This window comes from Ralstonia sp. SET104 (genome assembly GCF_003851545.1).
GTDB lineage: Bacteria > Pseudomonadota > Gammaproteobacteria > Burkholderiales > Burkholderiaceae > Ralstonia.
The window spans coordinates 53,456-73,208 of record NZ_BHVX01000006.1 but is presented as its reverse complement, the minus strand read 5'-3'; the positions used below and the strand labels follow the sequence as shown (position 1 = coordinate 73,208).

Sequence of the window (19,753 nt, the reverse complement as noted above, 5' to 3'; positions counted from 1 at the left end):
TCTTCGCCCCGCCCACGGGGCACACGCGCTGCCGGCCCTGCCCGGCTGGCGGACCCTGGGCCATTCAGCGCCAGCGGGTTCAACGTTGCGCCGGCCATCCGCCCATCGGCATGGCTGGTGGCGATCGGCGCGGCCGCCGTTGGCACCATCGGGCGGACGCTACTCGAATCGGCGATGGGCATCCATCTGCCGTTCTATCTGGCCTTTCCGGTGGTGACGATTGCCGCCTGGTACGGCGGCTTCTGGCCGGGCATGCTGGCCATCGCTTCCTATGCAGGGCTTTTCATGGCGCTGGCCGCGCTGCAAAGCTGGCCGGCCGCAGTGCCGCTCACGCCCGTCCAGATGACGGTGTTTGGGGTGGGTGCGCTGCTCATCTGCGGCTTGTGCGAGCAATTGCGCCGCGCCCGCGCCGGGGCCGAACGCCGCGCGCTGGCGGAAGCCCAGCAACGCCTGTCTCAGCAACGTCTGCTGGCAGCGCTGCAGGCTTCGCCCATTTCGCTCTACGACGTCGATAACACGATGCATTTCACGTGGGTCCACAACCCCGTGTTCGGGCTGCAGCCCGATGAACTGCTGGGACGAACGGTGCGTGAAGTGTTCGGCCGCCGCGCCGCATCGCGCCTGACCGAAGCGGGCCAGCGCGTCATTGCTTCCGGCACGCCCACGCGAGTGGAGTTCGCCTTCCGCCGGCGCCATACGCAGCGCGTGGTCTACGACGTGGTGGTCATGCCGCTGCGCGACAGCAGTGAAAACGGCGGCCAGATCATCGGCCTGACCAACGCCGTCATCGACATCAGCGAACGCCGCCAGGCCGAGGCACGCCGCACGCAGTTGCTTGAAGCCGAATCCCGCGCGCGCGAAGAAGCCGAGCGGGCCAGCCGCCTGAAAGACGACTTCCTGGCGACCGTCAGCCACGAACTGCGCACGCCGCTCAACGCGGTGCTGGGCTGGGCGCAATTGCTGAACATGCGCGCTTACGACGAAGCGCTGTTCAAGCGCGGCATTGAAGCCATCGAGCGCAGTGCCCGCACGCAGGTCCACCTGATCGACGACTTGCTCGACATGTCGGCCATCCTCTCGGGCAAGGTGCCGCTGGAAATCGGCCCCGTGGATCTGGCCGATGTACTGGAACGCGCGCGCGAGACGATCGAGCCGATGGCGCGCCTGAAGAACATCACCGTCGATACCGAATTCCTGCAGGTGCCGATACTGCAAGGCGATGCGGGGCGCCTGAAACAGGTGTTCTGGAACCTCCTGGCCAACGCCGTCAAGTTCACACCCGAGGGTGGGCACATCCGGCTCTCCGTGCATGCCGCGCCTGAAGGCGTGGTGGCCACCGTGCGTGACACCGGCATCGGCATCGAGCCGGCCTTCCTGCCGCATATTTTTGACCGCTTCCAGCAGGCGGATTTGTCGAGCACGCGCCGCCACGGCGGGCTTGGGCTGGGGCTGGCGATTGCCAAGCAATTGGTGGAGCTGCACCACGGCCGCATCACCGCGGCCAGCAGCGGCGCGGACCGTGGCACCACCATGGCCGTGTCGTTGCCGCTGCATGCCGCGCAACCGGGCGAACAGGCCAACCGCACGCCGGGCCTGGTCGGCGGGACGGGCATGCCGGCACTGGACGGCCTCCGCGTGCTGGCAGTGGATGACAACCCCGAGTCGCTCGGCGTGATTGCGCTGATGCTGGAGCGCTACGGCGCTGAGGTTATTACCGTATCCAGCGGCGCGGCCGCGCTCGATGCGCTGGAACACGCAGCCACCAATGCGCATCCGTTTGACGCGCTGGTCAGTGACCTGGCCATGCCCGGTATGGACGGCATGCAGCTAGTGCGGGCCGTACGCGAACGTGGCTTGACCGACCTGCCGGCCATCGCCGTCACCGCATTTGCCGACCCGATCCGCCTGAAGGCGGCCAAGGACGCGGGCTACCAATCCGTCATCACCAAACCGATCTTCCCCGGTGAGCTGGGCCACGTGCTGGCCGCCAATGTGCACCGCAAGACGGGGCCTGAAACGCCGGCGTGACACACCGGTCAGCCATGCCTTGACGGAATGGTTGACCGAACAAAAGTCATTGGCGCGGGTGGTTGCGCATCCGCATACTCGTTGGTCTGTGCCGATCGGTGGGCATCTCTCCCCTTGCAGTAGCCAGCACCCGCTCACCCGATCGGCCAGCTTGCCCGTCCCATCAGCCGCGCTCGCGGTTGTCTGCTGTATCCATAAGAACGCCTGAATCCAGCCGCCCGCCTTGGGCGGCGCCGGCATTCCGGGCTCAGAGAGGAGACTGCATCGCCATGCCCATCCGTTCGCTTCGCGCCGTGTTGTCCGCCATTGCGCTCAGCATGTCCGCCCAGGCCGTTGCCAAAGACGCGCCCAAACCGGTCAACGCCGCTGCCACGCAGACCATTGCCGTACCCGGCCTGTCGAAACCCGCCGACATCCTGATCGACCGCTGGGGCGTCCCGCACATCTACGCCAAGAGCGAAGACGACGGCTTTTTTGCGCAAGGCTTCAACGCCGCGCGCGACCGCCTGTTTCAGATTGACCTGTGGCGCCGCCGCGGCCTGGGGCAACTTTCAGAAGTGTTCGGCCCCGCCTATGTGGAACAGGATCGCGCCACGCGGTTGTTCCTCTACCGCGGTGACATGCAGGTTGAGTGGAACCACTACAGCACCGATGCCCAGCGCATTGCCACGCGCTTTGTTGCCGGCATCAATGCGTACGTCGATTGGCTGGCCACGCACCCGGAACACATGCCGCTCGAGTTCCGCAAGCTCAACTACACGCCCGCGCACTGGGCGCCGGAAGACGTGGTGCGCATCCGCAGCCACGGCCTGACACGCAATCTGCAGTCGGAAGTGGCGCGCGCCAACGTGGCCTGCAAGGCGAGCCTGGCCGACGACACCATCCGCTTTGGCCTGCAGCCCGCCTGGCAAACCCAGTTGCCCGAGGGCCTCGACCCATGCCTGCCGAAGGATCTGCTGAAGGTCTTTACGCTGGCGACGCAAGGCGTGCGTGTCACGCCTGAATCGCTCAAGGGCGTCGACATCGACAGCACGCACGTGGCTGCGGCAAGCCACCTCGCCAACCTCGAAGAAACCATGGAGGGCAGCAACAACTGGGTGATCGCGCCGGGCAAGTCCACCACCGGCCGCGCCGTCATGGCCAACGACCCGCACCGCGCCTACTCCGCCCCGAGCCTGCGCTACATCGCCCACGTAAGCACGCCCACGCTCGACATCATCGGTGCGGGCGAACCATCGCTGCCGGCCGTGTCGATCGGCCACAACGGGCATGTGGCATTCGGCCTGACCATCTTCAACATCGACCAGGAAGACCTCTACGTCTACGCGCTGAACCCTGCCAACAACAGCGAGTACCGCTACCAGGACGGCTGGGAGCCTTTCAAGGTGCTGCACGAAACCGTGAAGGTGCGCGGCGGTGAATCCCGCCCGGTGGACCTGACCTTCACACGCCATGGCCCCGTCATCTATATCGATGCCGAAAAGCACCGCGCGTATGCCGTGCGATCGGCATGGCTGTCGCCGGGCATGTCGCCGTATTTCGGTTCGGTCGGCTACATGCGAGCGCACACCTTCGCGCAGTTCAAGCAAGCGATGATGAACTGGGGCGCACCCACCGAAAACCAGGTCTATGCGGATACGAAGGGCAACATTGGCTGGGTGCCGGGCGGTCTCGCGCCCATCCGCCCCAACTGGGACGGCCTGCTGCCCGTGCCCGGTGATGGCCGCTACGAATGGGCCGGCTTCTGGCACGGCGATCAGTTGCCCAGCACCTACAACCCGAAGTCGGGCTACTTCACCTCATCCAACGAGATGAACCTGCCGGCCGATTATCCTTACCGCGAGCGCAAGCTCGGCTTCGAGTGGACCAACGGCTCACGCCACGCACGCATTGACGAAGTGCTGGCCAAACTCGACAAGGTATCGCTTGAAGATTCGATGCGCTTGCAGAACGACATGGTGTCGATCCCGGCGCGGCGGCTGATGACACTGCTGGCGCCGCTGTCGTCCAACGATGCGGACACACAAGCCGCGCTCACGCTGTTCAAGGGATGGAACGCGACCATGCTGGCGGATTCTCCGCAGGCGGCACTGCATGAGGTCTGGTTCACGCACCACCTGGGCCGTGCGTTCAAGAACGCCGTGCTGCCCAAGGCCGCCGCCGATGCAATGGGCGCACCGGACACCGCCGTGATGCTCGACACGTTGGAACATCCACAAGGCAGCGAGCGCAAGTTTGGCGAAGACCCGCTACAGGCCGCCACCAAGCGCGACGCCGTGCTGCTTGCCAGCCTGAAAGACGCCTGGGCCGACATGGTCAAGCGCCAGGGCCAGAACCCGCAGGCCTGGAACTGGGGCGCGCTGCACCACAACCTGAACGCCCATCCGTTCGCAGCCATCGTCGACGAGGCCACGCGCGCCAAGCTCAACGTCGGCCCCACACCCGAAGGCGGCAGCCCGTACACCCCCAACCAGTCGACGTATCGAGCCAGCGATTTCCTGCAGACCAACGGCCCGTCGTTCCGCACGGTCGTCGATGTCGGCAACTGGGACAACTCGCGCGCCGTCAATCTGCCCGGCCAGTCGGGCGACCCGGAAAGCCCGCACTACCGCGACCTCGCGCCACTGTGGCTCAAGGGCAAATACTTCCCGCTGCTGTACTCGCGCAAGGCAGTGGAGGCCGCCACGGAATCACGTGTGCATTTGGTGCCCGCCAAGTAACGCGCCAACGAGAAAACGCCACCGCTATACAACGCGGTGGCGTTTTCTTTTCGAAGTGCGTCGGCCCCGGCAGGGGAGGAAACCCCAGCCAACCAACAGCGTCCACTCAAGCAGCACGCACAGAAGCCAACGCAGCAAGCACAGCACCAGCACGCGGAATCGGCGCAACGGCGCTGTAGCCGGTGGTCGAGATGGCCGCAGCCACGTTGGCATAACGCGCCGCGGCCACCGGAGAATCCCCCGCCACAATGCGCGCAACAAACGACCCGCCAAAGCAATCCCCCGCCCCGGTCGCATCAATCGCATTCACGGTATGGCGCGGCACCAGCGTGCGTGCCTCCGGCGTAGCCACGTAGCAGCCTTCCGCGCCCATTTTCAGCGCCACAAGCTTTACACCCCAACCAAGCAGCGTATCGACAATGCCATCCCGGTCATGGCAATCAAGCAGTGCAGTCACATCATCCCAACTCGGCAGGCAGAGATCGCACGTACGCATTGCTTCCTTCATGACAGCACGGGCACGCGCCAGCGGCCACAGGCGCAAACGCAAGTTGGTATCGAACGACACCAGCACGCCCGCAGCCCGTGCATGCGCCATCGCCGCCAAACCCGCGTCGCATGCTGCCTCGCTGATCGCCAGACTGATACCCGACAGGTGGAATGCCTTGGCGGCCGCAATCGCCTGCAACGGCAATTGCATCGTCTGAAAACGGCTGGCCGCCGAGCCCGCGCGCAGGTAATCGAAATGATGGCCGCGCGCATCGTGCGACACGAAGTACAGGCCCGTGGGCGCCTGCGTATCGGTATGCACGTAGGTGTGATCGACACCTTCGTCCTGCCACAGTGCACGCAGCGCCTGACCAAAGCGGTCTGCGCCCACGGCACTGATGTAACCGGTGCGCGCGCCCTGCCGTGCCGCGGCAATGCAGAAATTGGACGTATCGCCGCCGAAGCCGAAATTCCACGACGTGCTGCCGGAATCCGCCTGGTTGAACTCGATCAGCGCTTCGCCGTAAGCGAGGATGTCTGCCATGGGGCCCTCGCTCAGAAATACGTCTGTACCACGTCGACGACGTTGTACGCATCGTCAACCACGGAGATCTGGCGCCACTTGTCGAACGTCAGGCACGGGTGCGAAATGTCGAAGGCGATCATGTCACCGACCTTGATGTCGTCGCCGGGGGCGATCTTCAGGTAGGCGTGCTGATCCATCATGCCGGTCACCTCCCAGTGCGCTGGCGTGGCGGACGGCGTTCGTGGTGCGTCACGTGCGTCACTGCTGCCGGGGCGGAAATGCAGCACCGGCAGCGGCAAGCCTGCATCGAATGCGGCGTCGCGCTTGCCCAGCGCAATGATGGCGCGCTCGGCTTCTGGCACCGACTGCACGTAGGCCCACAGCTGCAGCGCTGGCAGCAGGCTGGAGCGCATCTTGTGCGCGATCGGGTTGTTGGCGTCGATACGGGCCTGCGCGGCACGGTAGATGCCCACGTCGTGCGTCAGGTAGCAGCCCGGGCGCAGCACCACATCCAGCGGCTGGCCGATATCGGCCTTGGCGAACTCTTCCGCCACCACGTCGTACCAGGCGGAGCCTGCGCCGGTCAGCACGGCCGGCGTGCGTTGCAGGCGGCCGGCGCGGGCCAGATCGCCGATGGTCTTCACTGCGCGCTGCAGGAACGTGCGGATGTCGGCCTCTTCCTTGATCACGCCTTCGTAAACTTCCACGCCGGCCAGCTTGACAGCACCATTGGCACGCATGAGCGCATCGAGCACCGACTGCAGTTGCGCGTCATCGCGCACGCCGGTGCGGCCGCCCTGCACGCCCAGCTCAATGAGCACCTGGATCGGGTGGCCAGCCTTGCCGAAAAAGGCAGCGAGCTGATCCACCTGATCCGCCGCATCCACCAGGCAGAAAAATTCGAACGATGGATCGGCCAGCAGTTCGGCCAAGATGGCCATGTTGCGCTTGCCGACCAACTGGTTCGCCATCAGCACCCGGCGTACGCCGTGCGCATAAGCAATGCGCGTCTGATGCGCGGTCGCCAACGTGATGCCCCATGCACCGCCGGCCAGTTGGCGCTGGAACAGGCGCGGCGCCATCGTCGTCTTGCCGTGCGGCGCGAGCTTGGCGCCATATTCGCCCACAAAGCGCTGCATCCAGGCGAGGTTGTGCTCAATGCGCGACTGCGAAAGCACTGCCGCCGGCAGGTTCAGATCTTCGTTCAATACGTTCCAGCGCTGGGCAGCAATCTGCTCCGGCCGGCAAGCGGTTTCCAACGCACCCAGACCCTTGTCGAATGGGTTGACGACGGCGTTGGCATCTCCTTGGTACTTTGTATCACTCATGGAAATCGACTCGCGTTCCTGTGGGGGTAAACATCGGGTTGACACAATGATAGCGGCGAAATTATGCTCCCGACCTGCCTGTTACAAAGTACCAAAACCCTCAGCAAACTGCTATCCGGACAACTACCGGGAGCCCAGAATGCGCGAATTTACGTCTGCCCCCATGCGTGAACCGATAGACATCGTGACCCGTATCTCTCAGCGTGCCGCCGAGCTGCGCCCCGCCGAGCAGAAGGTCGCGCAGACCGTCTTGAGCGACATTGCCGAGGCCGCCGCAGGCAGCATCCAGACGCTGGCCGAACGTGCAGGCGTAAGCGAAGCCAGCGTTACCCGATTCGCCAAAGCGATGGGCTGCCGTGATGTACGTGAACTCAAACTCAAACTAGCGCAGGCAGCCGCAGTCGGCCAGCGCTTTCTAGATGGCGGTGCCGACCGCCCGCCCTCCAGCGCCGACGGCATCCTGGCCGACATCAGCAACGTGCTGGAGGCCAACCGCGCGCTGGTGCGGCCCGAGGCGTTCCGCAATGCGGCAATCGCCCTGGCCGCAGCGCGCATGGTCACCGTGTTTGGCATGGGCGGCGGCTCGACCACCATGGCCGACGAAATGCGCTACCGCCTTGCGCGTCTCGGACGGCCGGTCACCACCTATCATGATTCGATGCTGCAGCGGATGGTTGCGGCCACGCTCAGCCCCGACGATGTCGTGGTCGTGTTCTCCGTGACCGGCCACGTGCCGGAGGTGATCGACAGCGTGACCATCGCGCGCGAATACGGCGCCAGGATCGTCGCCATCACAGCCATCGGCTCGCCGCTGGCAGCGCTGGCCGATGTCTTGCTGCCGATCCAGGCCATGGAAACCGATTTCATCTTCAAGCCATCGTCATCGCGCTACGCCATGATGATGATGATTGACCTGCTGGCCACCGAGGTCGCGCTGCAGCAGGCCGATCGCAGCAAGGAGCTCTTACGTCGCATCAAGTACGTGCTCGATGCGCATCGCGGCGGCGGCAATCGCCAGCCGCTTGGGGACTGAACATGCAGCAGTACGACACCGTCATCCGTCAGGTCCGCATTGTGGACGGCAGCGGCCACGAACCGGAGGCCACGCTGTTCGACGTGGCCATCACCGGCGGCCGCATCGCTGCCATCGCCACGTCGGACTCCACCGCGTGGCTCGGCGACGAGGAAATCGCAGGCGCTGGCCGCGTGCTCGCCCCCGGCTTCATCGACGTGCACACGCACGACGACACCAACGTGATCCGCACGCCCGACATGCTGTGCAAGGTATCGCAGGGCATCACCACGGTCATCGTCGGCAATTGCGGGATCAGCGCATCGCCGGTCACGCTCAAGGGTGAACCGCCAGACCCGATGAATCTGCTTGGCCCCGCCAGCGCGTTTGCGTACCCGACCTTCGCCTCGTATGTGCAAGCCGTGGAACGTGCGCGGCCGGTCGTCAATGTGGCCGCGCTGATCGGCCACACTGCGCTGCGCAACAACCATCTGGACCGCCTCGACCGCCCTGCCACCGCCGATGAGGTTGAGGGCATGCGCACGCAACTGCGCGAGGCGCTCGACCACGGCGCGCTGGGGCTGTCCACGGGGCTGGCTTATGCCAACGCATTTGCCTCGACCACCGAAGAGGTGATGGGCCTGGCCGAGCCGCTGGCCGAGGCCGGCGCCATCTACACCACGCACCTGCGCACCGAGTTTGCGGCGATCCTCGATGCGATGGATGAGGCCTACCGCGTCGGCAAACATGCGCGCGTGCCCATCGTGATCTCGCATTTGAAGTGCGCAGGCGCCGCCAACTGGGGCCGCGCAGGCGAAGTGCTGGAATCCATCGAGGACGCACAACGCTATCAGCCGGTTGGCTGCGACTGCTATCCGTACACCGCCAGTTCATCCACGCTGGACTTGAAGCAAGTGACGGACGAGTTCGACATCTTCATTACGTGGTCGGAACCCGAGCCGGGCATGGCGGGGCAGACGCTCAAGGAGATTGCCGCCGCGTGGGGCACGGATCTGATGGAAGCCGCCCGCCGCCTGCAACCGGCGGGCGCCGTGTACCACAACATGTCCGCGCAGGATCTGGATCGCATCATCACGCACCCCGCCACCGTCATCGGCTCTGACGGCCTGCCGAACGACCCGAAACCGCATCCGCGCCTGTGGGGCGCTTTCCCGCGCGTGCTCGGGTACTACAGCCGCGAGCGCAAGCTGCTGTCGCTGTCGGCGGCCATTCGCAAGATGACCGGTCAGTCCGCCGAACGCTTCGGCCTGACCGAACGCGGCCTGGTGCGCGAGGGCTACTGGGCCGACCTTGTGCTCTTCGACCCCGAAACGGTGCGCGATGTCGCCACCTTTACCGACCCACAGCAACCAGCGGCGGGCATTGCGGCGGTGTGGGTCAACGGCCAACTGTCGTATCGGGGCGGCGCCGTGCAGCCCGCTGTACAGACATCCGGCGCGGGGCGCTTTCTTAAGCGCGGGCCGCGCGCCCAGACACTTGGCGCGGCTGAAGTTCACTGAATCTGAGTTTGGTTTGAAAGTTTGAAAGAAGGAACGTAGCGATGACGATTACCCGAATTGGCGTTGAAGGCGGCACCGGCACCGGGGGCCAGCACCTGCCCTTTGCCCGCGCCGCCGGCGCAGACGGCTGGCTGTTTGTTTCTGGCCAGACGCCCATGGTGAACGGCGAGGTGGTCGGCAACGGCATCGTCGAGCAATCGCACCAGACCATCAAGAACGTGCTCGCCATTCTGGCCGAGGCCGGCTACGGCCCTGAGCACGTCGTGCGCTGCGGCGTGTGGCTGGATGATCCGCGCGACTTCCAGTCGTTCAACAAGGTGTTCAAGGAGTACTTCGGTGCCAACCCGCCGGCGCGTGCCTGCGTGGTGTCGAGCATGGTGATCGACTGCAAGGTTGAAGTCGATTGCGTAGCGTACAAGAAGCCGTAACTCGCAATACAACAGCGCAGTTCAAAACGGGCGCCCTGCACAACGGGGCGCCTACGACAACAAGAGCCGTGAATATCCCTGAGGAGGAAACCCGATGGTCCCGATGCAAGGCAACTCGCTATTGCTGACCGCCGCGCTAGCGGTAGTCGCGCTGATTTACCTGATTGCTGTTCAGAAACTGAACCCGTTCGTCACGCTGATCGTCGTCTCGCTCGCCCTGGGCGTGGTGGTCGGCATGCCGATGGGCAACATCGTCAAGGCGTTTGAAACCGGTGTGGGCGGCACGCTCGGCCACATTGCGCTGGTGGTGGGCTTAGGGACGATGCTCGGCAAGATGATGGCGGAATCCGGCGGTGCCGAGCGCATCGCCAAAACGCTCATCAGTGCCTTTGGCGAGAAAAACGCGCACTGGGCCATGATGGTGGTGGCGTTCATCATTGGCTTGCCGGTGTTCTTTGAAGTCGGTTTCGTGCTGCTGATCCCGATTGCCTTCAACGTAGCCAAGCGCACGGGCACGCCGATCCTGATGGTCGGCCTGCCGATGGTGGCAGGGCTGTCGGTGGTGCACGGGCTGATCCCGCCGCACCCGGCTGCACTGCTGGCCGTGACGGCTTACCAGGCGGACATCGGCAAGACCATCATGTATGCGCTGATCGTTGGCCTGCCGACCGCCATCCTGGCCGGTCCGCTGTGGGCGATGCTGGTTTCGCGCTACGTCAAGCCGGACGAGAACAACCCGCTGGCCGCGCAATTTGTTGAAGCCGACCAGAAGCGCGAGCTGCCGGGTTTTGGCGTGACGCTGTTCACGATCCTGCTGCCGGTGGTGCTGATGCTGATCGGCAGTTGGGCTGACCTGATCGCCGCACCCAAGACGCTGGCGAATGACATCCTCAAGCTGGCCGGCAACTCGGTCATGGCGCTGCTGATTGCCGCCATCGTCAGCTTCTACACCTTCGGCAAGGCCCGCGGCTTTAACCGCGAAACCATCCTCAAGTTCACCAACGAGTGCCTGGCGCCGATCGCCACGATCACGCTGGTGGTGGGCGCGGGCGGCGGCTTCGGCCAGATCCTGCGTGACTCGGGCGTGTCGAAGGCCATCGTGGCTGTCGCCACCGATGCGCATCTGTCGCCGCTGCTGCTGGGCTGGGTGGTTGCCGTGCTGATCCGTATCGCTACGGGTTCGGCCACCGTGGCCATGACCACCGCCTGCGGCATCGTCGCTCCCATCGCTGCCGCCTCGGGCGCGGCTGTCAAGCCGGAGCTGATGGTGCTGGCCACCGGCGCCGGTTCGCTGATCCTGTCGCACGTGAATGACGGCGGCTTCTGGCTGGTGAAGGAGTACTTCAACCTGACCGTGCCGCAGACCTTCAAGACATGGACGGTGCTGGAGACCATTATCTCGATCGTGGCGCTGCTGCTCACGCTGGCGCTGTCGACCGTCGTTTAAGTTTGTCCTGTTGAAGTTGACTTAGGAGAACGTTGTGGGTATCGATTCCGTCGTCAAGGCCGGCCCGGTCATCCCGGTGCTGCAGTTCCAATCTGTCGATGAAGGCGTCAAGGTATGCCGCGCGCTGTACGAGGGCGGTATCCGCACGTTCGAGATCACGATGCGCACGCCCGTGGCGCTGGATGTGATCCGCGCGGTGGTGAAAGACCTGGGCAAAGATGCCATCGTCGGTGCCGGCACGCTCACGCTGCCGGAGCACTTCATGCAGGCGAAAGATGCTGGCGCCGTGTTTGCCGTGTCGCCGGGCATCACACCCGCACTGGCACTGGCGCAGGCCGATGCCGGGCTCGACTGGCTGCCGGGCATTATCACGCCGTCAGAATTGATCATGGCGCTTGAGTTTGGCCTGACCACGCTGAAGTTCTTCCCGGCCGAAGCGGCGGGCGGCATCCCGATGCTCAAGTCGATCCATGGCCCGTTCGGCGATGTACGCTTCTGCCCCACGGGCGGCATCACGCCCCAGAGCGCGCCCGACTACCTCGCACTGCCTAACGTGGTGTGCGTGGGCGGCTCGTGGATGGTGCCCAAGGACAAGGTCGCCGCTGGCGACTGGGCGGGCATCACGGCGCTTGCCAAGGAAGCTGCCGCGCTCAAGCGGTAAAGCAACTTCTCCTCTCGCGCGCGGCCGGCTTTGTGTCAGCTAAAGCTGACCGCGCGCTCCATTTGCTCCCGATACCGGACGATGTCCTCAATGGTCAGCACCGGCAGGTTGTGCTGATCGGCAAAGCGCACTGCGTCGTCACGGCGCGCCATGGTGCCGTCGGGCAGCATCAGTTCGCATAGCACCGCAGCCGGCGGCAGGCCCGCCAAGCGTGCGAGGTCGACCGAGCCTTCGGTGTGGCCGCGCCGCGCAAGCACCCCACCCTCCTTCGCAACCAACGGAAACACGTGCCCAGGGCTGACGACCGATTGCGTATCGGCATCCGCCGCAATCGCCGCGCGGATCGTCGTGATGCGGTCGGCTGCTGACACGCCGGTGCTCACGCCCGTGCGCGCCTCGATCGACACGGTGAACGCCGTGCCGTACTGGCTACGGTTGTTTTCCACCATCGGGCGCAGGCCGAGCGATGCGCTCTTCTGCGCCGTCAGGCACAGGCAGACGATGCCGCTGCATTCTCGAATCATCATCGCCATGCTGGCCTGCGTGAGCTTGTCGGCGGCGACGATGAGGTCAGCCTCGTTCTCACGGTCGGCGTCGTCAAGCACGACAACAGGCACGCCAAGCCGCACCGCATCAAGCGCGGCAGCCATGCGCGCAGGCATGTCGGCCGGAGCGAAGCGGGCTTCGATGGCGTCAAGGATCGCATTGCCGGTGGGCAATACGGGCGGGTGAATTGCAGGGGATTGCTGAGTGGACAACATGGAAACGCTCCTCGCAAGATTGGCGACAAGACGTTCCAGGGCAAGCAGACAAACACGCCCAGGCCATGCAGCGGCGCAGCCCGGCAAAAACCCGGGCGCGCCCTGGCAGCGGGAGCGTGTTGTTCCGCACATCTTCTTCCATCCGGACTCTGACCGTCGGCCCCGGCATCTCACCGGATCTGCTGACCCTCGCACAGGGCCTGTGAACAGGCCCTCAGCGCATGCGAGGCGCTCGCGGGCTCACGGGCGCAAACACCTTGCCCGCATACCGCCGGTGGGGAATTCCACCCCGCCCTGAAGACGTACTGAACCGGCAGGATTGCCGGCAGCCGCCATGCTACCGCAACAAGTTGCAACGTATCGACCCTACTGACGGGTCGGGCAAAGCCTGCGGTGGCCGATCAGCATGGTCAGGCCGCGACGCGCGGCGATCTGGGCAACGCATTCGCGCAGGGCCGCCTCCATCTCGGCAATGCGGGTGTCTTCGGGGTGGCGCAGGTTCACTGTAAAAACCAAGGCGGCGGCGAGTTGGTCCTCAAGCCGCTTGAGCGCCTGGCTCGCGGCGGGCTGCGTCAGGTGCAGGTGCAGGTGCAGGCGCGTGGCGGCGCGGCTGATGCTGCGTTCACGCGCAATGGCGAGAAAGGTGCGCAGCAGGTTCCGGTCGAGGCGGTCGTTGAGGCAGGTATCGAGCTTGGCCTTGCTCTTGCGGGTGCATAAGCGAGGCTTGAAGCGATTCAGCCAGGCTAACCCTCTGCTAATCCGGCATGGACTAGAATCCTAGCCTTTCCGACCATGGCCGCGACGTTTACCCTCCGCATGGAATCCCGCATTGTTTCCCCCCGCCACCGCTCGCCGTGGATGGTGCTGCTTGTCGTTGCGCTCATCGCCGTGTTTCTTGCGCTGTGGACGGACGACCTGTTTCAACGCTCCACCCTGTTCCGCCCCGATGAAGGCCGCTACGCGGAGATCCCGCGCGAGATGGTGGTCTCCGGCGATTGGGTGACCCCACGCCTGAACGATCTCAAGTATTTCGAAAAGCCACCCCTGCAGTACTGGACAACGGCTGCCACCTTCCAGGCATTCGGTGTGAACGCCTGGGGCGCACGTCTGTGGCCCGTCCTGTTCGGGCTGGGCGGCATCCTGATGACGGCGTGGACGCTGGCGGTCTATCGCGGTGGGCGCGCGGCGGCTACGGGTGCCGCGATTCTCGCTTCGTCGCTGCTGTATCTGCTGTTCGGGCAGGTCATCACGCTCGACATGGGCGTGGGATTCTTTTTGACGGTAGGCGCGTGCGGCTTTGCACTGGCACAGCGACCAGGCGCATCGCGCGGTGGGCGGCTCGCGTGGATGCTCGTGGTCTGGCTGGCGCTGGCCGGTGCCACCCTCACCAAGGGGCTGATCGGATTGGTGGTGCCGGGCCTCATCGGCGTTGCCTACCTGCTGATGACGCGCGACTGGGCACTGATCCGCCGCATGCACTGGCTGCCGGGTCTGGCGCTGTACCTGATCGCCACCGTGCCGTGGTTCGTGATCGTGCAACAGCGCAACCCGGAATTTTTCAACTTTTTCTTCATCCACGAGCATTTCCAGCGCTTCCTGACCAACGAGCACCATCGCAGTGGCAAGTGGTGGTACTTCATTGCGGTGGGCGTGGCGGGGCTGCTGCCGTGGACGCCGCTGCTGTTTGCGGCCATCGGCCGACGCATGAGTCGCGTGGCCGATCTCTTCATCGGCTCGCGGCAATTTGACCTGATGCGCTGGTCGATTGCGTGGGCGGGGATGATCTTCCTGTTCTTTTCAGTGTCCAACTCGAAGTTGCCGGGCTATATCGTGCCGGCCTTCCCTGCACTGGCGATTGTGCTGGCACTGGCGCTGGAAAAGATGCCGACGCGTGCCGTTGCGTGGTCGCTGGGCGTCAACCTGCTGATTGCGATCGGGCTATGGTTTGCCGTACCGATGATCGGCGCCAAGGCCGGCGCGAAGATGCCCGCGGAACAAGTTGCCCTGGCCATGCCGGCACTGCGCGGGGTAATGGCCATGCTGGCCGCGGGCGCGCTGGCCGCGCTTGTGGCCCTGCGCTGGCACCAACGTACAGTGGCCGTCATCGTGCTGTCGATCTCCGCCCTGTTCTGCTGGGACCGCGTGCTCAATGCCAGCGAGATCTTCCGCGATGCACTCTCCGCCCGCAGTGTCATCGAAAAGACGCTGAGTGCCACCGGCCCGATTTCCGCCGAGACGCCGTTCTATTCCGTTGAGTGGCTGGACCAGACCGCCATCTACTACCTCGGTCGCCCGATGACGTTGGTCTCGGGTTTTGACGAACTGGAAATGGGCGCAGGGCTGGAGCCCGGCAAAGTGGTGGCGACCACCGAAGAATGGATCAAACGCTGGACTGACGGCCCGCCCGCCTACGCGTTCATGCGCCGTACGACGTGGCAGAAGCTGCAGACAGCCGGCGTGCCGATGCGGCTGGTGGCCGAATCCGCCGACAAGGTGGTGGTCGCGCGCCGATAAGCATCGCGCGCTGATCGCATCCCCCAACGAAAGGGCCGCAATATTCTGCGGCCCTTTTTTTCTACCTGTAACAACTGCCGGCATTTACCACGTGCAACTGCCGCGCAGAAACGCCCATTCTTCACATTCATCTCCGCCTGGGCTCACGCAAGTTCCCACGTCACTGCCGTTTGCGCGAGTGGAAAACTCAAGCTGACCGCCACGCTGCAGGCAGTAAGTCGATGCGGGATTTGCCATGCCCGGCGTCGCACGCGGGGGTTCGTTGCCGGCGGCCTGCGGCGGCGCGTATGCCGGCGACTGCGCCGGCATCGGTTGCATGGCCGGTGCAGGTGGAAGCGTGGTAACGGGTGCGGGTGCGGGTGCGGGTGCGGGTGCGGGTGCGGGCTGAATGATCGTACGCGGCGGCTGCCACGGAGGCATCGGCGACGAGCAAGCCGCCAAGCCCATCGTCAGCGCAAACGCGGCAACGGTGGCGGCCCTGCGGGCTTGGCCAGCGTCCTTGACGAGACAGACAGCGCGATTCATGCGTTTTCCTCCCGGGAGTTCTGGCGAGCGCACGCAACAAGCATGCTTGCACCGCCTAGGATAGCTTACGCAATCGCCTGCCCGTATGTCAGTCAGGCTCTGGGGCGATCACGCCGCCGCTGCCGACACCGGAAACCGCATGGTGACGCGGAAACCCGGCGCTGGCGCGTCTGCAGCCACCGGCCCTACCGCGAGATCGCCGCCCAGGTGGCGCACCAGCCGGTCGACAATCGCCAGCCCGAGCCCGCAGTGCGCGTTACCGCCACGCGCCGGGTCCAGGCGCACAAACGGCCGCATGACACGGTCAAAGTCAGCGGCAGGGATGCCCGCGCCATGGTCCTCCACCGTCAATGTGTAGCCGGTCTCATCCGCAGCGGTGCGCACGTTGACGGGCTCGGCGCCATATGCGAACGCGTTGTCGAGCAGGTTGACGATGATGCGCTCCAGATGCGTCGGCTTGAGGCGGAAGCGGTCTCCGGCGTGCAGATCCAGCACGACATGCTTGCCTTGCTCGGCAAACGGCTGCACCAGGCCGCGAAGATGGCGATCGACCGACACCTCGCGCACCTCGCTGTCGCCGCTTTGCGCATAAGCGAGAAACTGCTCGACGATGGCCGACATGGATTCGACGTCGCGCTCGATACCGGCGCCTGCTTTCGGGTCAGCCAGCATTTCGGCGCGCAGGCGCAGGCGCGACAGCGGCGTTTTCAGATCATGCGCAATGCCGGCCAGCATGGTGTTGCGCTCTTCATCGGTGGCCGAAAGCTCGGCAGCCATATGGTTGAACTGATCGGTCAACTGGCGAAGTTCGTATGGGCCACGCTCTTTGAGCGGCGCCACGTAACGGCGCCGGGCGAGTGCGCCGGCAGCAGCAGCCAACGCGCGCACCGGGCGCTGAATCTGCCACGCGGCAAACAAGGAGAACGCAATGGCAATCGCCAGCACCACCATGATCCCCGGCACCACGGCCGAGATGGTGGGCGGCGCGTGCACCCACACCAGCGGCATGGCGATCCACTTGCTGCGCTGCGGAAAGCGCACGAATACGCGCGGCGTGGGGCCCGCCTCCAGCCGCAGTTGCGTGTCAGATGGCAAACGGTGCGCAAGCTGCCGCACCAGTTCCGCAGACTTGTCCGATGCCGACAACGCGTCGCCCTGGGGCGGCTCATCGGTTTCGGTCACGAGGTCAGGCAACTTCACGCGCAGATGACCATCCATCGCTGCCTGAAACGCCTGCAGTTGGAACGCCATCTGGTCTACCGAGGCCTGGAACTGCCGCTCGCGCCGCTCGGTGCGCAACACACCCAGCCACGAGAAATGGCTCAGCACCAGCACCACCACGATCAGCACGGCCAGACGGCCGAACAGCGTGTCGAATCTAGTCTTGAACTTCATCACGCGCTTCCTGCTCTTCCCGCTCGTCCGGCACGAAGGTATAGCCGCGGCCGCGTACGGTCTGGATATAGCGCGGGCGCTGGGCGTCTTCTTCCAGCACGCGGCGCAGGCGCCAGATCTGCACATCGATGCCGCGATCTGACACGCCGCTGCCCGGCCCGTACATCAGCTCGACAATGTGCTCGCGCGTGAGCACCTGCATCGCATGCGCGATCAGCAGCTTGAGCAGCGCGAATTCGGTGTCGCTGATGGAAAGCGCGCGGTCACCGCGAAACAGCGTGCGCATGCGGAAGTTGAGCTTGAACGGGCCGAAGCTGAAACTGTCCCGGTCTTCTGGCGCGGAGGCCGGCACCGCCAGGCGGCGACGCAGCACGGCGTTGATGCGAGCGAGCAACTCGCGCGGCGAGAACGGCTTGCCGAGGTAGTCGTCGGCGCCGATCTCCAGGCCGATGATGCGGTCGATCTCGTCGCTGCGGGCGGTGAGCAGGATGACGGGCACGTCGTCGTTGCGGGCGCGCAGGTCGCGCAGGGCCGACAGGCCGTCAACCTTGGGCATCATCAGGTCGAGCACCACGAGCGCCGGGCGCTCGCGCTCGAGCCGGGCGCCCAGCCCATCGCCGTCGTGCAGCACAGAAACGGCAAAACCCTGCTGGGTCAGGTATTCGCGCAGGAGGTCGCGCAGTTCGACGTCGTCGTCGACGACCAGGATCTTGGTGCCGCTCATCTGTCTGGTGGAGTGTCTGGTAGGCGCAGGAAGGTGTGCTCATGATAGCGATTGTGGCCACCACAAATCCGGCGCACTTTCGCCATATTGTTTCTCTCGGTAACACCGCAACGGGTTTGTAATCTCACGTAATAGAACCCACAGCGCGACTAATTCTGCGCAAAGACGTTGCCCTTAAGCTGCGATCTGACCGGCACGGGCGCTCGGTATCATGTGCGCTCGTCCCCACATCGTTAAGAACAGGAACGCCAATATGTCCGATCCCAAGGACCAGAAACCCGGCCAATTCGATGCCGGTCGCCATACAGACGACGGGAGAGAGACGCCTCAAGGGGTGTCTTCGACGTTGCTGCCGCCTCCGCGTGAGGGTGGCAAGCGCCGCCGCTGGGGCATCTGGTTGGTGATCGTGATCCTGGCCTTGATCGGCTATGCGATCTACCACGCGTCGCACCGCAACAGCGGCCCCGGGGGTGCAGGCGGTGGCCGAGGCGGCGCCGGTGGGCGCGGCGCGGCCATGGCCAACAAGCCGATGCCGGTGATGATCGGTACGGCTGCCAAGGGCGACATCAATGTGGTGCTGTCGGCGCTGGGCAATGTCACCCCGGTCAACAACGTGACAGTCAAGACGCGCGTGGACGGCCAACTCGTGCGCCTGGCGTTCACGGAAGGCCAGACCGTCAAGGCCGGTGACCTGCTGGCCGAGATCGACCCGCGCACCTATCAGGCGCAGCTCGCCCAGGCAGAAGGTCAACTTGCGCGCGATCAGGCGTTGCTGCAAAACGCAAAGCTGGATCTGCAACGCTATCAGACGCTGCTCTCACAGGATTCGATCTCCAAGCAACAGGTGGATACGCAGGCCGCACTGGTGCGCCAATACGAGGGCACGGTCAAGCTCGATCAGGGCAACGTCGATAACGCGCGCGTACAGCTTTCCTATACGCGCATCACCGCGCCGGTGGCGGGCCGGGTTGGCCTGCGCCAGGTGGATCCGGGCAACATCGTGCATGCGTCGGACACCAACGGCATCGTGGTGATCACCCAGATCGATCCGATCACCGTTATTTACTCCATCCCCGAAGACAACCTGCCCAAGGTCATGCCGCGCCTGCAGGCTGGCCTGAAATCCGGCGACAGGCTGCCGGTGGAAGCCTGGGACCGCGCCCAGACCACGCAGCTTGCGCGCGGCGTGCTCATGACGGTAGACAACACCATCGACAACACGACCGGCACGGTCAAGCTGCGTGCGCAGTTCCCGAACCAGAACGCCATGCTGTTCCCCAACCAGTTCGTGAACGTGCGCATGCGCGTGGATACGCTGCGCGACGTAGTGATCGTGCCAGGCGCCGCCATCCAGCGCGGCACGCAAGGCACCTTCGTCTACGTCGTGGGCGAAGACAACAAGGTGGCGCTGCGCGTGGTCAAGCTGGGCGTGACCGAAGGTGAGCGTGTATCCGTGGCGCAAGGTCTGCAGCCTGGCGAGCGCGTGGTGATCGATGGTGCCGACAAGCTGCGCGACGGCTCGCCCGTGGAGGTGATCCAGCCTGGTGCCGCACCTGGTGCCGCATCTGCCAGCGCACCTGCCGCTGGCCAAGCGCAACAAGGCGGGCGTCATCGCCGTGGCCAGGGCGGTGCTTCGGCACCCGCTGCGAGTGCCCCGGCCGCCATGCCGTAAGCC

The 19,753-nt window shown here is 64.9% G+C and carries 15 protein-coding genes, 1 pseudogene and 1 riboswitch; of the genes and pseudogenes, 9 read left to right on the top strand and 7 right to left on the bottom strand.

The window, feature by feature from the left end; all coding sequences use genetic code 11:
• Positions 1 to 123 precede the first annotated feature (123 nt).
• Both PSUB009319_RS09615 and PSUB009319_RS09610 read left to right on the top strand, forming a co-directional pair.
• Positions 124 to 2,028 carry a PAS domain-containing sensor histidine kinase gene (locus PSUB009319_RS09615; protein ID WP_124382179.1) on the top strand — a complete coding sequence of 635 codons (1,905 nt, stop codon included), beginning with the start codon at positions 124 to 126 and terminating at the stop codon, positions 2,026 to 2,028.
• 269 nt (positions 2,029 to 2,297) lie between these two features.
• Positions 2,298 to 4,748, top strand: coding sequence for a penicillin acylase family protein (locus PSUB009319_RS09610; protein ID WP_124382002.1), 2,451 nt, complete (start codon positions 2,298 to 2,300; stop codon positions 4,746 to 4,748).
• A gap of 106 nt (positions 4,749 to 4,854) precedes the next feature.
• Here PSUB009319_RS09610 and PSUB009319_RS09605 read toward each other — a convergent pair whose 3' ends face one another.
• Positions 4,855 to 5,781 (bottom strand): sugar kinase, encoded by a 927-nt coding sequence (locus PSUB009319_RS09605; protein WP_124382001.1) that lies wholly within the window; start codon positions 5,779 to 5,781, stop codon positions 4,855 to 4,857.
• An 11-nt stretch (positions 5,782 to 5,792) separates the two neighbouring features.
• Positions 5,793 to 7,091 carry an amino acid deaminase gene (locus PSUB009319_RS09600; protein WP_124382000.1) on the bottom strand — a complete coding sequence of 433 codons (1,299 nt, stop codon included), beginning with the start codon at positions 7,089 to 7,091 and terminating at the stop codon, positions 5,793 to 5,795.
• A gap of 163 nt (positions 7,092 to 7,254) precedes the next feature.
• Between PSUB009319_RS09600 and PSUB009319_RS09595 the strand changes: the two genes are divergently transcribed.
• From PSUB009319_RS09595 to PSUB009319_RS09575, 5 genes are all read left to right on the top strand, one after another.
• A complete protein-coding gene (locus PSUB009319_RS09595; protein WP_124382178.1) occupies positions 7,255 to 8,124 on the top strand; it encodes a MurR/RpiR family transcriptional regulator in 870 nt (289 codons plus the stop codon).
• Positions 8,125 to 8,126: 2 nt separating this feature from the next.
• Entirely contained in the window at positions 8,127 to 9,623 is a 1,497-nt protein-coding gene (locus tag PSUB009319_RS09590) for a D-aminoacylase (RefSeq protein WP_124381999.1), read from the top strand.
• Positions 9,624 to 9,664: 41 nt separating this feature from the next.
• Positions 9,665 to 10,051, top strand: a complete 387-nt coding sequence (locus PSUB009319_RS09585; RefSeq protein WP_009240594.1) for a RidA family protein — start codon at positions 9,665 to 9,667, stop codon at positions 10,049 to 10,051.
• A 94-nt stretch (positions 10,052 to 10,145) separates the two neighbouring features.
• Entirely contained in the window at positions 10,146 to 11,498 is a 1,353-nt protein-coding gene (locus PSUB009319_RS09580) for a gluconate:H+ symporter (RefSeq protein WP_124381998.1), read from the top strand.
• A 34-nt stretch (positions 11,499 to 11,532) separates the two neighbouring features.
• On the top strand, positions 11,533 to 12,159 hold the full coding sequence (locus tag PSUB009319_RS09575; RefSeq protein WP_124381997.1) for a bifunctional 4-hydroxy-2-oxoglutarate aldolase/2-dehydro-3-deoxy-phosphogluconate aldolase: 627 nt from the start codon (positions 11,533 to 11,535) through the stop codon (positions 12,157 to 12,159).
• A gap of 35 nt (positions 12,160 to 12,194) precedes the next feature.
• Here the strand turns inward: PSUB009319_RS09575 and ribB are convergent, their stop codons facing one another.
• Entirely contained in the window at positions 12,195 to 12,920 is a 726-nt protein-coding gene (gene ribB / locus PSUB009319_RS09570; RefSeq protein WP_124381996.1) for a 3,4-dihydroxy-2-butanone-4-phosphate synthase, read from the bottom strand.
• A gap of 126 nt (positions 12,921 to 13,046) precedes the next feature.
• Positions 13,047 to 13,226, bottom strand: a riboswitch (FMN riboswitch).
• Positions 13,227 to 13,430: 204 nt separating this feature from the next.
• Positions 13,431 to 13,574: pseudogene (locus PSUB009319_RS23220) on the bottom strand (LysR family transcriptional regulator); the annotation flags it as partial.
• 204 nt (positions 13,575 to 13,778) lie between these two features.
• Between PSUB009319_RS23220 and PSUB009319_RS09560 the strand changes: the two are divergent.
• The gene (locus tag PSUB009319_RS09560) at positions 13,779 to 15,434 is read left to right on the top strand and encodes a glycosyltransferase family 39 protein (protein WP_124382177.1); all 1,656 of its coding nucleotides are present in this window, start codon (positions 13,779 to 13,781) and stop codon (positions 15,432 to 15,434) included.
• Positions 15,435 to 15,518: 84 nt separating this feature from the next.
• Here PSUB009319_RS09560 and PSUB009319_RS09555 read toward each other — a convergent pair whose 3' ends face one another.
• The 3 genes from PSUB009319_RS09555 to PSUB009319_RS09545 all read right to left on the bottom strand — a co-directional run bounded on the left by PSUB009319_RS09555 (position 15,519) and on the right by PSUB009319_RS09545 (position 18,078).
• The gene (locus PSUB009319_RS09555) at positions 15,519 to 15,959 is read right to left on the bottom strand and encodes a DUF333 domain-containing protein (RefSeq protein ID WP_124381995.1); all 441 of its coding nucleotides are present in this window, start codon (positions 15,957 to 15,959) and stop codon (positions 15,519 to 15,521) included.
• Between the two features lie 108 nt (positions 15,960 to 16,067).
• Complete coding sequence (locus PSUB009319_RS09550) at positions 16,068 to 17,354, bottom strand: ATP-binding protein (protein ID WP_124381994.1); 1,287 nt, start codon at positions 17,352 to 17,354, stop codon at positions 16,068 to 16,070.
• Positions 17,338 to 18,078 carry a response regulator gene (locus PSUB009319_RS09545; protein WP_124381993.1) on the bottom strand — a complete coding sequence of 247 codons (741 nt, stop codon included), beginning with the start codon at positions 18,076 to 18,078 and terminating at the stop codon, positions 17,338 to 17,340. Before PSUB009319_RS09545 ends, PSUB009319_RS09550 begins: the two co-directional genes overlap by 17 nt.
• 253 nt (positions 18,079 to 18,331) lie before the next feature.
• Here PSUB009319_RS09545 and PSUB009319_RS09540 point away from each other — a divergent pair, with 253 nt between their 5' ends.
• The gene (locus PSUB009319_RS09540; RefSeq protein ID WP_124381992.1) at positions 18,332 to 19,750 is read left to right on the top strand and encodes an MdtA/MuxA family multidrug efflux RND transporter periplasmic adaptor subunit; all 1,419 of its coding nucleotides are present in this window, start codon (positions 18,332 to 18,334) and stop codon (positions 19,748 to 19,750) included.
• Positions 19,751 to 19,753: the final 3 nt, after the last annotated feature.

Excerpts from the sequence above, each read along its gene's own strand:
- PSUB009319_RS09590 (WP_124381999.1), top strand. The coding sequence starts at position 8,127 with ATGCAGCAGTACGACACCGTCATCCGTCAGGTCCGCATTGTGGACGGC.
- PSUB009319_RS09605 (WP_124382001.1), bottom strand. The coding sequence starts at position 5,781 with ATGGCAGACATCCTCGCTTACGGCGAAGCGCTGATCGAGTTCAACCAG.
- PSUB009319_RS09540 (WP_124381992.1), top strand. The coding sequence starts at position 18,332 with ATGTCCGATCCCAAGGACCAGAAACCCGGCCAATTCGATGCCGGTCGC.
- ribB (WP_124381996.1), bottom strand. The coding sequence starts at position 12,920 with ATGTTGTCCACTCAGCAATCCCCTGCAATTCACCCGCCCGTATTGCCC.
- PSUB009319_RS09585 (WP_009240594.1), top strand. The coding sequence starts at position 9,665 with ATGACGATTACCCGAATTGGCGTTGAAGGCGGCACCGGCACCGGGGGC.
- PSUB009319_RS09610 (WP_124382002.1), top strand. The coding sequence starts at position 2,298 with ATGCCCATCCGTTCGCTTCGCGCCGTGTTGTCCGCCATTGCGCTCAGC.
- PSUB009319_RS09580 (WP_124381998.1), top strand. The coding sequence starts at position 10,146 with ATGGTCCCGATGCAAGGCAACTCGCTATTGCTGACCGCCGCGCTAGCG.
- PSUB009319_RS09595 (WP_124382178.1), top strand. The coding sequence starts at position 7,255 with ATGCGTGAACCGATAGACATCGTGACCCGTATCTCTCAGCGTGCCGCC.
- PSUB009319_RS09600 (WP_124382000.1), bottom strand. The coding sequence starts at position 7,091 with ATGAGTGATACAAAGTACCAAGGAGATGCCAACGCCGTCGTCAACCCA.
- PSUB009319_RS09545 (WP_124381993.1), bottom strand. The coding sequence starts at position 18,078 with ATGAGCGGCACCAAGATCCTGGTCGTCGACGACGACGTCGAACTGCGC.
- PSUB009319_RS09550 (WP_124381994.1), bottom strand. The coding sequence starts at position 17,354 with ATGAAGTTCAAGACTAGATTCGACACGCTGTTCGGCCGTCTGGCCGTG.
- PSUB009319_RS09555 (WP_124381995.1), bottom strand. The coding sequence starts at position 15,959 with ATGAATCGCGCTGTCTGTCTCGTCAAGGACGCTGGCCAAGCCCGCAGG.
- PSUB009319_RS09560 (WP_124382177.1), top strand. The coding sequence starts at position 13,779 with ATGGTGCTGCTTGTCGTTGCGCTCATCGCCGTGTTTCTTGCGCTGTGG.